14 protein-coding genes and 2 pseudogenes are annotated in these 15479 nt (G+C 46.2%); 12 read left to right on the top strand and 4 right to left on the bottom strand.

All coding sequences use genetic code 11. From position 1 onward, the window contains the following. Positions 1-30: 30 nt before the first annotated feature. Together D479_RS04480 and D479_RS04485 are read right to left on the bottom strand one after the other, a co-directional pair. The gene (locus D479_RS04480) at positions 31-336 is read right to left on the bottom strand and encodes a DUF3870 domain-containing protein (RefSeq protein WP_008634146.1); all 306 of its coding nucleotides are present in this window, start codon (positions 334-336) and stop codon (positions 31-33) included. An 18-nt stretch (positions 337-354) separates the two neighbouring features. Next, complete coding sequence (locus D479_RS04485) at positions 355-1371, bottom strand: DctP family TRAP transporter solute-binding subunit (RefSeq protein ID WP_008634147.1); 1017 nt, start codon at positions 1369-1371, stop codon at positions 355-357. Between the two features lie 96 nt (positions 1372-1467). On the opposite strand from D479_RS04485, the gene D479_RS04490 reads away from it, so the two are divergent. The 9 genes and pseudogenes from D479_RS04490 to D479_RS04525 form a co-directional block, all read left to right on the top strand. After that, positions 1468-3060: a sensor histidine kinase gene (locus D479_RS04490; protein ID WP_008634148.1), complete on the top strand. Its 1593-nt coding sequence runs from the start codon at positions 1468-1470 to the stop codon at positions 3058-3060. Continuing rightward, positions 3057-3739 (top strand): annotated as a pseudogene (locus tag D479_RS04495) (response regulator). The gene D479_RS04490 and the pseudogene D479_RS04495 overlap by 4 nt, the downstream one beginning before the upstream one ends. A 16-nt stretch (positions 3740-3755) precedes the next feature. Beyond that, positions 3756-4310 (top strand): GNAT family protein, encoded by a 555-nt coding sequence (locus D479_RS04500; RefSeq protein WP_008634149.1) that lies wholly within the window; start codon positions 3756-3758, stop codon positions 4308-4310. 134 nt (positions 4311-4444) lie between these two features. Next, positions 4445-4612, top strand: coding sequence for a hypothetical protein (locus tag D479_RS21005; protein WP_241210912.1), 168 nt, complete (start codon positions 4445-4447; stop codon positions 4610-4612). A gap of 8 nt (positions 4613-4620) precedes the next feature. After that, positions 4621-5433: a TAXI family TRAP transporter solute-binding subunit gene (locus D479_RS04505; protein ID WP_241210911.1), complete on the top strand. Its 813-nt coding sequence runs from the start codon at positions 4621-4623 to the stop codon at positions 5431-5433. After that, positions 5430-5945, top strand: coding sequence for a DUF1850 domain-containing protein (locus D479_RS19800; RefSeq protein WP_008634151.1), 516 nt, complete (start codon positions 5430-5432; stop codon positions 5943-5945). Before D479_RS04505 ends, D479_RS19800 begins: the two co-directional genes overlap by 4 nt. Before the next feature lie 15 nt (positions 5946-5960). Continuing rightward, a complete protein-coding gene (locus D479_RS04515) occupies positions 5961-8111 on the top strand; it encodes a TRAP transporter permease (RefSeq protein ID WP_008634152.1) in 2151 nt (716 codons plus the stop codon). A 19-nt stretch (positions 8112-8130) separates the two neighbouring features. Beyond that, entirely contained in the window at positions 8131-8922 is a 792-nt protein-coding gene (locus D479_RS04520) for an SDR family oxidoreductase (protein ID WP_008634153.1), read from the top strand. A gap of 93 nt (positions 8923-9015) precedes the next feature. Continuing rightward, positions 9016-9540, top strand: a pseudogene (locus D479_RS04525) (GNAT family protein); the annotation flags it as partial. A gap of 63 nt (positions 9541-9603) precedes the next feature. On the opposite strand, the gene ald reads toward D479_RS04525, so the two are convergent. Both ald and D479_RS04535 read right to left on the bottom strand, forming a co-directional pair. Continuing rightward, a complete protein-coding gene (gene ald / locus D479_RS04530) occupies positions 9604-10734 on the bottom strand; it encodes an alanine dehydrogenase (protein ID WP_008634155.1) in 1131 nt (376 codons plus the stop codon). A 106-nt stretch (positions 10735-10840) separates the two neighbouring features. Continuing rightward, on the bottom strand, positions 10841-12091 hold the full coding sequence (locus D479_RS04535) for a helix-turn-helix domain-containing protein (protein WP_008634156.1): 1251 nt from the start codon (positions 12089-12091) through the stop codon (positions 10841-10843). A 239-nt stretch (positions 12092-12330) separates the two neighbouring features. Between D479_RS04535 and D479_RS04540 the strand changes: the two genes are divergently transcribed. The 3 genes from D479_RS04540 (at position 12331) to murQ (ending at position 15421) form a co-directional block, all read left to right on the top strand. Further along, entirely contained in the window at positions 12331-13404 is a 1074-nt protein-coding gene (locus D479_RS04540; protein ID WP_008634157.1) for a hypothetical protein, read from the top strand. A 143-nt stretch (positions 13405-13547) separates the two neighbouring features. Then, a complete protein-coding gene (locus D479_RS04545; RefSeq protein WP_008634164.1) occupies positions 13548-14519 on the top strand; it encodes a BadF/BadG/BcrA/BcrD ATPase family protein in 972 nt (323 codons plus the stop codon). Further along, positions 14516-15421: an N-acetylmuramic acid 6-phosphate etherase gene (gene murQ / locus D479_RS04550; RefSeq protein WP_008634167.1), complete on the top strand. Its 906-nt coding sequence runs from the start codon at positions 14516-14518 to the stop codon at positions 15419-15421. The genes D479_RS04545 and murQ overlap by 4 nt, the downstream gene beginning before the upstream one ends. The last annotated feature ends 58 nt before the right edge of the window (positions 15422-15479 follow it).

A 15479-nucleotide genomic window follows, 5' to 3' on the forward strand; every position in this document is an offset into this window, starting at 1 on the left:
TTTACTATTGCCCGGGCAATGGTGCTTTTGTCAGTGATGGAGCTGATATTGTTTGTAAGAGTCTTTCAAGGCAGCTTCAAGAGCGTTGCCGGCTTTACCGAGGTATCCTTCTCTGAGGCTCGCAACAGGTTCTTCCGTGCCGTCTTTCAGGCTGTATCCTTTTAGGAGAGATTTTATATATTCCCTGCCATGATCGGTTGCCAGGGTACAGGAAGCATCAATAATTACCCCGTATTTCCTGTCAATCTCCAGTGTCAATGTCAACGACTCGGAGATGTGATTGGCAGCCATACCTCCGGGGAGCTTTGCGTGTCCCGCTACAAAAATGGTTTTCATTCTATTCCGCCTCTTTCTTCATTTGTTTTCGGTTAACGTGGAAGGACGTCTGTAAACAGCTTCCATCGCCTTCTGCCACTCTTCCCTTTCAGCGGGGGTCAAGTAATGAATCTCAATGGATTCGTCCCTTTTCATCTGCCTCAGATAAGCGTCATTCATTTCAATGGAATGACGTTCGATCCACGCCGTCGTTTCTTCCATAGTTTCGGTCAGTATTTGCTGATGGCTGTCCGTTAACTGTTCCCAAAAGTCTTCATTCATCAACACCACATATCCTAAATACCCATGGTTGCTGATGGTCATGTGTGCTTGTTCTATGTAAAGTTTCTTGGTGTAAATGTTGGAGATTGTATTTTCCTGTCCATCAATGAAGTCGACCTCCAGATTGTTGTAAGTTTCATTGAATGGGAGCTCGCTTGTGCTTGCTCCAAGCGCTTCGAACTGAGCTTTAAGTACTGGACTCGGCATGATCCGGAAGTGCATTTGCTCAAAATCTTCCGGCATGATTAGTGGATGCTTGTTGCTCGTTATCTGTTTAAACCCGTTATACCAGAAGGTCATTCCTTTTAAACCGTCCTCTTCTAACTCTCCGAGCAGTGCTTCACCGGTCGCTCCTTCATATATGGCTTTAACCTCGCTTACATTACGGAAAGCGAAAGGAAGATCGAGAATCTGCCAGCTTGGGAAGTGGATGGTCATTTTGGATGTTGCCGGCGCAATCATTTGGACGTGGCCGCTTTTTAATGCCTCATATTCATTCTTGTCATTGTACAGAGAGCCGTTGGAATATACATTTACTTTTATCTTGCCGGCAGAACGCTCCTCCACAAGCTCGGCGAACTTTCTTGCAGCCATTCCCTTCGGTGTGTTTTCTGCTGCAACATGACTGAAGTTGATAACAACCGCTTCCTTTAATTCTTCCTGTTCGTCGTCATATTCAAGCGACTGGGCAGTCTCACTGAAATCCCGGCCGAAGAATAATGCTGAAGCGATTCCGAGAAAGAGAAGCAGGGCAATCGCCAGAAATGATTTCAATGAGAATCCCCCTCTTGAAATCGTTTACAACAGTGTACCATAGATTTACTTTTAAGTGATACACTAGAAGAAGTGATGGAGTGAAGGAGCTTATGTATGCCAGTGAAACAAATGCCGATCCGGTGGAAGATTACCATTCTGTCTTTTGGGATTGTCCTGTTCTCCATCTTAATCGGAGGAATCGTCATTATCGGTAATGCCGTCAAGTCGCAGGAGGAGTCTTTAGGGGAACGGTCCCTTATGACAGGTAGAACGGTCGCTAACCTGCCGGCAATAGAAGATGGGTTGAGAGAATCAGAAGGGTGGAAAGTCATTAACCCGATTGTCGAACAAATCCGGATGGTCAATCAATCAGATTACATCGTCGTTTTGAACATGAATCGTATCCGCTACTCCCATCCCATGGTTTCCAAACTCGGGACAGCTTCTGCCGGGAAGGATGAAGGGCCTGCCTTCGCAGAACACAGCTATGTCTCCAAAGCCAAGGGTGATTCAGGGATTGCCGTACGAGGATTCGTCCCCGTCATGAATGAGAATCATGAACAGATCGGGGTAGTCATCGTCGGGAACCTGCTTCCTTCCTGGTTTGATATTCTTGGGGTGGTTAAAGGGGAGATATTGTTCGTATTACTTCTAACTTTGAGCTTCGGCATCGTCGGTTCCTGGATGCTCGCCCGCCATTTGAAAGAAGGGACCTATCGTCTTGAGCCTCATGAAATTGTTCAGCTGCTCGTAGAACGAACAGCTGCCTTTCAGGCGATGAATGAAGGGATCATTGCCATTGACAAGGAAGGCCGGATCACTATCATGAATGAGAAAGCAAAAGCCATCCTTTCTCTACAGGGAGATTACCTGAATCAGCATTGGAAGCGTGTTATTCCGGATGTAGGAATTGTCCATTCATTAGTGACCGGGGAGCAGGTAAGAAACAAAGAAGTTCGAATGGATCAGACAGTTATTCTAAGTACTTCCATACCGATTAGGATTGAGGAGGAAATCGTCGGAGCTGTCATGGTATTTCAAGACCGTACGGAAGTAAAAGAGCTCGCTGAAGAACTGACGGGAGTCAAAGCGTTTGTGGATGCGTTAAGAATACAGAACCATGAACACCTGAATAAACTACATACCATTGCAGGGTTGATTCAACTGGACAAGAGAGAAGAGGCGTTGGATTTTGTTTTTGATACATCGGAAAATCAGGAACGTTTATCCGGGTTCCTCATGCAGCGTTTTCCTCATTACAGCATTGCCGGTCTGCTTCTCAGTAAAATATCGAGAGGTCTGGAGCTTGGAATCGAGGTTACATTGGATGACTACAGTGAAATGCACGTTTTTCCTCCTTTATTGGATCAGCACGATTTCGTCATTATAATCGGCAACTTGATTGAGAACGCCTTCCAATCGTTTGACGGAATCTATAAAGAACAGAAATGGTTGGATATTTCTGTGATTCAGGGGCGATGTTCCTGTGTGATCTCAGTAGAAGACAACGGCAGAGGAATGACAGAAGAGGAACGGATTCGGATGTTCGACAAAGGGTTTACAACGAAGGAGACGGGATCCGGAATCGGTCTGTTTTTGGTGAAACAGATCGTGGAGAAGGGACGCGGGGACTGGGAGGTTGTTACCAAACCTGGAGAAGGAACGAGTGTCTTGTTAACCATACCGATGGAAGGAGAGGTATCATGAGTGTGAAGCCAGTAATTAATGTGTTGTTAATTGAGGATGATCCGATGGTGCAGGAAGTCAATCGCCAGTTCATTGAGCAGGTGACTCCCTTTCAAGTCATCGCGACAGCAGGGAATGGGAGAGAAGGAGTGGAACTGGCTGAGAAGTTGTCTCCGGATCTGATTGTACTGGATGTGTATATGCCGGAGAAAGATGGGAAGCAGACCATCAAGGAAATCAGGCGCATGCCTTTCCCTCCGATATCATTGTCATCTCAGCAGCGAAGGAGAAAGAGACGGTACGGGCTATGCTGCGGTACGGGGTGCATGATTACATTATGAAACCTTTCAAGTTTGAAAGGCTTCAGCAGGCATTGCTGTCTTACCATTCTTATTACAGCAAAACAACCGGTGAGGGGGACTTGGGTCAAGATCAGTTGGACACCTTTTTAAAAAGAGAAAAAAAGACTAGAAACGAAACACTGCCCAAAGGGTTGAATGAGAAGACGCTGGACCAAGTCCAGGAGTATATACAAAGTCGATTGGACGCTCTGTCTGCGGAAGAAGTTGCGGACGGACTGGGTATGGCACGCGTGACTGCTCGACGTTATTTGGAGTATCTTCAAAAGCAGGGCGTGGTTACTTTGGATCTTCAGTACGGAGGTGTGGGAAGACCAGTCAACCGCTATCGCTATAATTAGAAGGAGAGAGAATGATATGGGAGACTTCCCGAAGCTCGTAACAGAACGTTTGGTTTTAAGAGAAGTATCGGATGGAGACGCAGGAGATATGTTGGAATACCTGTCGGATGAAGAGGTGGTTGCACACCTCGGATTAGCTCCATCGATCACAGTTGCTGATGCCCGGAAGGAAGTGGCATGGTACCGAAAGATTAGAAAAGAAGGTACCGGCATCCGGTGGGGAGTGACAAGGAGAGAAGACGATAAGGTCATTGGTAGCTGTGGTTATCTCCATTGGAAGAAGGAGCATTATCGTGCCGAAATCGGCTTTGAATTAAGCAGATCTCATTGGAAAAAAGGAATTGCTTCAGAAGCACTGGAGGCCGTCCTTGATTATGGATTTGAAACGCTGGGTTTAGAACGGGTGGAGGCATTGATTGAACCGGATAATACTGCCTCCAGACAGATGGTCACCCGTCATGGTTTCATGAAGGAAGGAGTGCTCAGGAATTATGAATATACACTTGGGAAATTTGATGATCTTTGCATATATTCCATATTGAAAGGTGACAAAAGACTATATAAAAGATAAGGCGGTTCCAGAAAAGGAGTCGTCTATTTTTATGACCAAAAAGACCAAAATGTCCAATATGGTCAAAAGGTTCCCTTCCCTTAATGAAAGCGTTATCATAATTTTTAGAAAATTAAGAAACGGAGGATGGTTTGATGAAGAAATACATATGGTCTGCAGTCATGTTTTTATCGTTGGTACTTCTTGCTGCTTGCGGCGGGGGATCGGAAGGGGCTTCTGGAGAAGGTGGAGACGGTGCGGAATCGATTGTCTTTGGCACAGGTGTACATCGGGTTCCTATTATCCGATCGGAGGTGCTTTAAAGCCTGTCCTGGAAGAAAGTGAATTAATCAGCAACGTGACGGTCGAATCCACAGGAGCATCTGTGGCTAACATTCAGAATATCAAGGACAGCCTGAATCAAATGGCCACGATCATGAGTGATGTCGGCTATGACGCGATAGAAGGAATAGGGCAGTTTGAAGGGAATTCCGTCGACGTCCAAGCCATGGCAGGCATGTATCCGAACGTGGTACAGATTGTGGCTTTGAAAAGCAGCGGTATTTCCACGGTTGAAGATTTGAAGGGGAAGAAAGTCGGTGTCGGTAAGGTAGGATCCGGAGTAGAGCAAAGTGCGAAGAAGGTGCTGGAAGCGGTCGATCTTAGTTATGATGACTTATCCAAGGTCACCCATACCGGCTATGCGGACAGTGTGCAGGAAATGAAAAACGGCAACCTGGATGCCGCCTTCTTTACGTCCGGCGTACCCAACAGCAACATCACTGATTTAATGCAGCAGACGGATATTACTTTCGTCGAAATCAGTGGAGCGACGGCGGATGCATTGATGGAGAAGTATCCTTTCTATAAACCGTATACGATCGAAGCCGGCGACGAGGCTGTTTATGACTTGTCTGACGCAGTGGAAACGGTAGGCATCCAGAACATGATCATCGTTTCTAAGGATTTGAGCGAGGACGTCGTCTATGATATGACGAAGCGCTACTACGACTATCTTGGTTCAGAGGAAGTGTCCATTGGTGTACTGAAGCAGTTGGAACGTGAAGAAATCGCAAAAGGCTTGATTGCACCTCTTCATCCTGGGGCGAAAAAATTCTATGAAGAAGAAGGCATTCTGGAGTGAAGGGGAAGGGCATCAACAGGGTGCCCTTTTTTCCATCGATGACCGGATATGTCCGAGCAGTAAATGTCGCTGCTGTCTGTTTTCTTCTTCTGACATTACAAGTCCATACGCTTACCGTTTCTTCGGAAAGCATGGAGGAGTGTTTTTTTATAAAGGATGGTACGGAGCTGTCCATCCGGTGGACACATTCCGTAGAAAATGAAGATTGGGAAGAGACGTTTCTCATGGAACAGGATAAAATCCGATTGATTAATACAAGGTTTAAAACCTTCGGGGCGGGTGTGCCCAATGATATTGGTACAGAGACATATGTGAAGGACGGCTGGGTCTACATGGAAGGGATCTCCCGAAACATTGGTGAACAACTGATCGTCCGGACGGGGGATCGAACCAACCATCGTCTGCGCATAGGAAACCGGGAGCAGTTGGACTTAGCGTCGGGGGAAGCCTTTAAGATAGCAGGGAATGAGATCTCCCTCTTGTCCATGCTCGTTCGAAATACTATTAAATAAGTAGAGGTGAAAATCATGAACAAGCAGGAAGTAGATGGGAATTTCGATAGAGAAAGTACGACGAGGAGTGCCATTGCCAAACCGATCGCTTTGACGGTATCTGTATTGGCTGTCGCTTTATCTATTTTTCATTTATATACGTCTTATGCAGGGTCTCTGGTAGATATTAAACAGAGGAGCATTCATTTATACACGTTGATGACATTAGGGTTTCTGATGTATCCATTCATCAAGAAGAAAGGGAGCAGAGGGATTCCATTCTATGATTACATAACGGCTGGATTGTCTTTATTTGTAGCAGTATATATGTTGATGACAGCCGAGCGCATTATTCAAACAGGCGGCCAAATTAACGACGTTGATTTCTATGTCGGAATCCTGATCCTCCTGCTTTTGTTTGATATAACAAGAAGGGTGACAGGGTGGGGGCTTTCGCTTTTGGGGCTGGGTTTTCTCATTTATGGCTTTTACGTCAAGCTGTCCGTGTATCCAGAATGGAATCCTGTCGTCATTCAAAGCGTTGCGAAACAAATCATTTCTCAGCTGATCTTCATAACGGAGGGGGTACTGGGTACAGCCGTTGGTGTATCTGCCAGTTACATTATTCTGTTCATTTTGTTCGGAGCGTTCCTTGGTCGGTCCGGCATGGGACAGTTATTTAATGATCTGGCACTAGCTGTAGCGGGACATACGAAGGGAGGCCCCGCGAAAGTAGCGGTCATTGCAAGCGGGTTTCTTGGTTCGATCAACGGTTCTGCCATAGCGAACGTTGTAACGACCGGAACGTTCACCATTCCTTTGATGAAGAAGATTGGTTATAAAAAAGATTTTGCCGGGGCAGTAGAGTCGGCAGCAAGTGTGGGCGGGCAGATTCTGCCGCCGATCATGGGTGCAGCGGCCTTTATTATGGCCGAAAACTTGAATGTCGCCTATACAAAAATCATTTTGGCGGGAATCATACCAGCCCTTCTGTTTTATGTCGGCATTCTGCTGCAAGTCCATTTCCGTGCATCGAAACGAGGGTTGAAAGGAATCCCTAAAAGTGAACTTCCTTCATTACGAGCCGTGCTGGCAGAAAGAGGTCATTTAATTGTTCCGATGTTGACACTGCTGTATCTCCTTTTCTCAGGGAAAACACCGTTTTATGCAGCATTCTGGTCCATTATTGCAACGGTTGTCATTGCGGGATCGAAGCGGATGATTCCGGTTATCCTTGGAGTATCGCTGTTCTTGATTTTTCAGCCTCAGCTGTCTGCTCTCCTATCAGGCGGGTCTATGCCGAACGTACGGGGAGACTGGTGGGAGCTGCTTCTCATTCTTGCTGTCCCGCTCGTTATAAATCTTTGGAGAAAGTGGCTGAAGATCGAAGGCGATGAAGTCACCATCATCGATTGCCTGAAGGCTCTGGAAGATGGAGCGAAGACCACTGTTCCGGTAGCCATTGCATGTGGAGCCGTAGGAATTGTGGTGGGTATTGCGTCCCTCACCGGTGTGGCGCTTGAGATTGCCAACAGCATTGTCAGTATCGGAAGCGCCGTGAACAGTCCGCTTATCCAATTGCTGATAACCTTGGTCCTTACGATGATTACATCCATTGTCCTGGGAATGGGGCTTCCAAGTATTCCAACCTATATTATTACAAGTACGATGGCAGCACCAATCCTGCTTCAGCTTCCATTGTATCGGGAATTGGCGGGATCTCCGGAAACAGCTACGTTTGTCGCCCACATGTTCGTTTTTTATTTCGGGATCTTTGCGAATATTACGCCGCCGGTTGCCCTTGCTGCCTTTGCTGGAGCCGGAATCGCAGGAGGAAATCCGAACAAAACCGGGTTCCAGGCTATGAAACTCGCGATTGCTGGATTCATTGTCCCGTTTATGTTCGTATTCTCTCATGAAATGCTGATGATTGATGCAACGGCAGGAAATATTCTTTTAATTACGATTACATCGTTAGCCGGAGTGTTCCTTCTTTCTGTCATGACGGAAGGTCATTTCAGACAAAGAGTGCCGTTCTGGCTGCGAGCAGTCGCTGGTATAGGAGCATTACTTCTTATCTATCCGGGTATTGTAACAGACATCATGGGGGTCGCTGCTCTGGCGCTTCTGCTTATTACCAGTTCTAAAAAGGAAAAGGCGATCCCGGAACAGCGCTCCGCTTTGTAGTAGAAAGGAGAATGGGAAGATGGATTTGAATTTGGAAGGGAAATCTGTCGTTGTTTTGGCTGCGAGCAAAGGATTAGGGAAGGCTGTAGCAACTGTTTATGCACAGGAAGGTGCGCACGTAGTGATTTCCAGCAGACAGGAAAAAGAATTGAAAAGGACCGTAGAGGGACTGAAAGAAGCAACAGGAAATGAGCACGTCCATTACCATGTTTGTGATGTCACCAAACCGGAAGATATTCGTAGTTTGATGGAAAGAACAGTGGAGCTGAACGGGAAAGTGGATGTGTTAATTAACAATGCCGGCGGTCCGCCGGCAGGAACGTTCGATGATTTCCATGATGAAGATTGGCAGCAGGCCTTCGAATTGAATTTATTGAGTTTCACGAGAGCCATTCGTGCAGTACTCCCTTCGATGAGGAAAGAGGGCGGTGGACGCATCGTCAATATTGCTTCTTCCTCCATCAAGCAGTCTCTCGATCATCTCATTCTGTCCAACACATTTCGTGCCGGTATCGTAGGCCTGTCAAAAAGCCTCTCCCAAGAGCTTGCACCGGATAATATATTGATCAACACCGTCGGCCCTGGCAGGATTGCGACAGAACGCGTCGAGCAATTAGATCAGAAGCGGGCGGATGAATCAGGCGTGTCTGTGGAAGAGTTGAAACAAAAGGCAGAGGGAGCCATTCCTCTGCAGAGATACGGGACACCGGAGGAATTCGCGGCATCTGTTGCCTTTATCGGCTCGTTTGCCAATACGTACATGACAGGGCAGGCCCTGGTCGTCGATGGCGGTTTAGTGAAAGCCTATTGAATACGGAAAACGTCCGAAAGTTTATTCTTCGGACGTTTTTTTATCCTTTTCTTTATTATTATAGTAGTAGGTAAAAGAAGGGAAGGATGCCAGGTGATTACATTACATGATTTTAGAAAGGAAGATTTCACTCAGCTTATCCAGTGGGTGAAATCTCCGGAGTTTCTGATGCAGTGGGCGGGTCCGACTTTCGATTATCCTTTAGATCGAGAGCAGCTTGAAGTTTATAGGAGGGGATCGAACAAAAAGGGTTCAGAAGTGCTCATCTTTAAAGCGGTGGACATGGAGAATGAGCGGGTCATCGGACATATTTCTCTCGGGAGGATCGATCATCATAATAAGTCGGCACGGATCGGGAAAGTATTAATTGGTGAAGAATCATCCAGAGGGAAAGGCTATGCCGGTCAAATGATCGACAGAGTTCTTGCTGTCGCCTTCGATGAACTGGAATTACACCGGGTCAGCTTAGGGGTCTTTGACTTCAACAAAGCAGCCATCTCCTGTTATGAGAAGGCAGGATTCATTAAGGAAGGGTTACATAGAGACAAACAAAAAGTGGGAGAGGAATATTGGAGCTTATGGGAGATGAGTATGCTGGAATCTGAGTGGCGGAGCAGACAATCGGAGATATATATATATACTGAATGGAAAAGCCCCGTCGGGAAGGACGGGGCTTTTGTGTCAGGCTTCTATGGTTTGACGAATGGCTTCACGAGCCGGTTTATATTCATAACCGAGATCGTTTGCTACTGCTTCATAAGTCAAGTGGCCGTTCGCTGTATTTAAACCGTGCTCGATGGCTGTATTTTCTTCTACTGCTTTCACGACACCCTTCGATGCGATTTGGACCGCATAAGGAATCGTCACGTTTGTAAGGGCGATGGTGGACGTACGTGGAACAGCTCCAGGGATGTTTGCGACAGCATAATGGAGGACGCCATGTTTCTCATAGATCGGCTCATCATGTGTCGTGATATGATCGACTGTTTCAAAGTTACCACCCTGGTCGATGGCGACGTCAACGATAACAGAGCCTGCTTTCATTTCCTTCACCATGTCCTCGGTTACGAGTTTCGGTGCTTTCGCTCCAGGAATCAAAACCGCGCCAATTACTAGATCCGCATTTTTAACTGATTCCGCGATATTGAAAGGATTCGACATTAACGTCTGGACATCTCCCCCGAACTGATCATCCAATTCACGGAGACGAGTAGGGTTTAAATCAAGAATGGTTACGTGTGCACCGAGACCGACTGCGATTTTCGCCGCGTTTGTTCCGACGATACCGCCTCCGATGATCACGACATTCCCGCGGGATACACCCGGCACCCCACTCAATAGAATTCCTTTACCGCCGAAAGATTTTTCTAAGTACTGTGCGCCTACTTGTGTAGCCATACGTCCGGCTACTTCACTCATTGGAGTAAGCAATGGAAGCTTATTATCTGCACTTACCGTTTCATAAGCGATCGCTGTCACTTCGTTATCCACCAAGGCTTTTGTTAAGCCCGGCTCAGCAGCGAGGTGAAGGTAGGTGAAAAGGATCAACCCTTTGCGGAAATATCCATATTCTGCAGGCAGTGGTTCTTTCACCTTCATTACCATCTCGGCCTGCTCCCAAACGGATGAAGCGCTTTCAATAATGGTTGCTCCGGATGCAATATATTCTTCGTCCGTGAAGTTGCTGCCAAGTCCAGCTTCTGTCTCGATCAACACTTTGTGCCCGGCTTTCAGCAGGTGAATAACACCGGATGGAGTAATGGCTACGCGGTTCTCGTTGTTTTTAATTTCTTTTGGAATACCGATAATCATGGGATAGGTCCACCTTTCGTAATCGAATGTAAGAAAAGTATATCTCGTCTGACTATTTTTTTGTTTAGGGGAAAGTGAAAAAATGAAAGAGAGGATTTGTGAAAAATCACAAATCCTCTCTTTCGCTTTCCTGTATCAACAAATCTAAATAAAGCATTGTCTTCTGGTTAGTATCCTTAAAATCAATATGGCCAATTTCGCGGATCCGTTTCAAGCGGTAATTCAGCGTGTTTGTGTGTATGTGCATGTGGGAAGCGGCTTTGTGAACATTGCTGTTCATCTCGAGAAAGACCTTTAATGTTTCCAATAGGGAAGAACGGTTTTGTTCGTCGTAAGCCTTCAATCTCATCAAGGAATCATTTTTATAGTTTTCCCGCTTCTGTAAGGAGGCGAGTTCGTTAATGAATTGATAAATACCGAGATCCTGATAGTTATCGACCTCTGCGAGCTTCACAGGAAACTGCTCTTTCAGCTCCAATACCTTCAACGCTTGTTTATAACTGTCCTTAATAGACTGTGGATTATCATAGACCAGTCCGAAAGCACCTTTTAAATCTTCAAATCCAAGCCTTTCCTTCATCTTTTGTGTGAATTCACGAATGAAGGCCTGGCTCATTTTGTTCGCATCTTCTAAGTTGTCGGTTCTCACAAGCAGGATGAGCTGGCGGTCATCAAATATACGGCTGATAATCTTTGTCTGCTGCAGTGTCTCCGATAAATAATAGGCATGACGCTCGACGGACTGGCTCGTGTCTTCTGTAAATTCAAAGACCGCAACACAAAGCTGACCGTACAAATGAAGGCCAAACCGCTTTGCCTGTTTATGAATATCCTCTGAATTGGTGGCGGCTCCGGTCAATAACTGCCAGAAGAATTCTTTTTCGTTTTCTTCGGATTTCTGCTTCTTCGCCTGCTGGCGCTGGAGGTGCTGGGCTACCATTTGAGCTGCTTCGCGAATAGTGGACAAATGATCCGTCGTTACGGTGACCTTATCTGTCTGTGCCCAAATGAAACCAAGGATTTCCTTGTTGTTGCGAACAGACACAGCCAGTCGATTACCTAGCCCAATAGAGTCTATACTGTCGACAATAATAGGTTCGCCGCTTTCGAACAGCTGGGACATGATTCCGTGTTTCCAAAGCCCGTTGACAACATGCTCTGGAACTTTACGCCGCATAATCGTAGCCGTTCGCGCATCGTCGACGTTGGACTCATGCTTGCTGTAGGAAACAATGTGATGGTTTGCATCTTCGATAGTCACGGGACAGCCAAGATTGTCGGCAATTTGATCCGCCATCCCCTCTGGAGAATCCAACATATCTTTATAGGGGTGGTGCTGACGTGTCGAATGTTTCATAGCCGTTCTCCTTCTATAACAATGGTTAGTTCTATTTTATCATGCTTTCTCAGAACAGACATCCGCATTTTTACACTTGATTTATTTGTGTAAATAAACGAACATATATGTTATGGTTTGTTTAAAATGACAAACATAAGAAAACGCATTCATGATAAGCTGAGGTAGTTCAACCGGTTTGAAAGCCTTTACATTTTGTTGAATCACCAGGTGAAGACAGAGTTGGGAGGATGTATGTTTTGATTAGGGTATTGAAAATTGCTAGTGCATTCATTGGAATCATTGTGGGAGCAGGATTTGCTTCCGGTCAGGAAATTCTTCAATATTTCACGAGTTTTGGTACGATCGGTACGATAGGAGCGGTCATTTCAACCGCGCTCTTTGCTTACCTTGGAATGATGCTTACAAAAATAGGGACACGCTTAAAGGCAAAATCTCATAAAGAAGCGATCTACCGCGTAAGCGGAAAATACTTAGGGGTCGTCGTTGATTACGTTATCATTTTCACTTTGTTCGGTATCGGAGTCGTCATGATTGCTGGTGCTGGATCGATACCTAGTCAGCAGTTCGGTCTTTCCCCGTTATTCGGCGTCATTCTTATGAGTGTTATCGTTCTGGCGACGGTTATGTTAAATGTAGAGAAAGTCATTCGGATCATCGGCAGCGTCACCCCATTCCTGGTCGTTTCGGTGGTCGGTGTATCGATATACAGCTTAATCACCATGGACGGGACGTTCTCCGAGTGGAACTCGGTTGCTCAGGAGCAGCCATCGGCCGTTTCCAATTGGTTCATGTCCTCCATTAATTATGTATCTTTGAACTTGGCATTAGGAGCTTCCATGTCTCTATTGATGGGAGGAAATGAAGACGATGAGCGCATTTCTTCTCTTGGCGGTCTTGTAGGTGGACTGGTCCTCGGTCTGATGATCGTATTGAGTCATCTAGCTATGTTCGCTCAAATAGAGGTCGTGGGCACGTATGATATGCCGATGCTGAAGATGGTGGACGATCTCTCTCCTGCCCTCGGAATCCTATATTCCATTATTCTATTCGGGATGGTATTCAATACCGCAGTGAGTATGTTCTTCTCCCTTTCCGCAAGGTTTACGACGGTCGGCACACCTGCCCACCGTAAGTTCGTTACTGTTTCCATCATAGCCGCATTTATCTTAAGCTTTGCAGGGTTTACAAAGCTTGTCAGTATCTTTTATCCGGTAATCGGATACATGGGAATATTTTTAATTCTGGCATTGATTACGGCTCCGTTTCGTTTAAAGCAGGAGATGCACAATCAAGAACGTCGTTCAGCATAGAAACAGGGTAGCCGGGGAATTCGAGTTCCCCGGCTTTTTGCTTTGTTATTTTTGAAATAAAATAACGGAATATAAAAAGGTATATTGACATAAAAATTCAATAAATCTATAATATAGTCAATCATTCCCATTGGAGGTCGTCTATGGAATATGTAATTGGAATAGACGGAGGAGGAACGAAAACGGCGTGTCTATTTATGGAAGCAGGGAAAACAACCAGCTCTCCGGATCCTATGGTAGTGGTAGGACCTGGAACGAATCCACATATCATTGGCTTTGAAAAGGCGTGGGGCCGGATTCAGTCTTTAATTTCGGAAGGTATGGAGCAATTCAGCATTGATCCACAGGAAGTTGCAGGAGTGGGAGTCGGTCTTGCGGGAGTCGGAAGAGCAGAAGATAAGCAGCAAATGAAGGCAATAGCCCAAAAAAAATTTTCAAATCAAATTTTTTCTGAAAATTGCCACTTGTTTATCGGATCGGACAGTCATGCGGCTTTAAGAGGTGCACTACCACCGCACGAGGAGTCGGGTATTCTTGTCATTTCAGGGACTGGTTCAAGCGCCATCGGAATTGCTCCGGACCACAGGCTGCATCGGTGTGGCGGCTGGGGGCATATCCTTGGTGATGAAGGAAGTGGATATTACATATCTTTGAAAGCGTTATCAGAAGTGACGAAGGCGGCAGATGGACGAAGAGGGGAAACCATTCTGACAGAACTGCTTCTGGAAAAGTGGCAGCTGGATAAACCGGAACAGCTGATCCGGTTTATCCATGAGGGAACTCGAATGGAAAAGCAGACAATCGCCGGTGTTGCAGAATGTGTTATTGCAGCCTCGGAGACGGGGGACAGTACGGCAACACGCATTTTGCATACAGCTGCGGAGGAATTGCTGCTTCATCTCTACTCTATAAGACGTAAAGGATTTAACACGATACCGGCAGTCGTGACGGCTGGATCAATTTTCACTCATTCCCATGTATTGAAGAAATACTTCGTCAGACAAATGGAGGAACGAGGATGGGGCAGGCATGTGGAAGCATACGGGCCTCCGGAATTTGGGGCAGCTTTACTGGCTCAGCCGTCCTTGGTAATAAAGGAGGGGGAGAATAGATGACAGATTCCTTGGCATCTTTGACGACGGAACAGAGAAATGAGCGAACAAGAGAACTCGATCGTATGACAACCGCAGAAATCCTTACGGTGATGAATGATGAAGATCAGAAAGTGGCATCCGCTGTAAGGCAGGTGCTGCCACAGATAACGAAAGCAGTAGATCGGATTGCGGAAGCCTTGAAGCGTGGGGGACGTCTTTTTTATGTAGGGGCAGGTACAAGCGGCCGCCTTGGCGTTTTGGATGCTTCTGAATGTCCACCGACATTTCAAGTGGACTACGATATGGTCCAGGCGGTCATGGCAGGCGGTGGGGAAGCTTTTCTTAAGGCGAAAGAAAACTCTGAGGACGATGAACGACAAGGAGAAGAGGATTTACAGAAGAAGAAAGTCTCCCCGATGGATGTGGTCGTCGGCATCACAGCAAGCGGCAGGACGCCTTATCCTATTGGTGCTCTGAAGGAGGCCCGCCGTATCGGTGCATTTACGGTTTCACTTTCTTGTAATGAAGCATCAGAAATCAGCACCTTCGCGGATTGTCCGATCGAAGTCATCGTCGGACCGGAAGTATTGACTGGTTCGACGCGGTTGAAATCAGCATCCGCTCATAAAATGGTGCTTAATATGCTCAGTACCGTCAGTATGGTGAAACTTGGCAAAGTCTATGAGAACTTGATGGTCGACGTCCACGCAAGCAACCATAAACTCCGTGAACGCGCGAAAAGCATTTTGATGGAAAGCACGAAGACGAAGTATGAAGAGGCGGAATCTGCTTTGGAACAAGCGGATATGCAGGTGAAACCGGCTATTTTAATGCTTTTAAAGTCTGTTTCTTATGAAGAAGCACAAACATTGCTAGCGGCTCATGAGGGGCAGCTGAGAGAAGCGCTGGAAACGAACAGTTGATTTGCAAACCATTCAATGGTTTCAAATAAATGACCAAAACAAAGGGGGAGCTTTGCTT

It is taken from the genome of Halobacillus sp. BAB-2008, from assembly GCF_000328325.1.
GTDB lineage: Bacteria > Bacillota > Bacilli > Bacillales > Halobacillaceae > Halobacillus.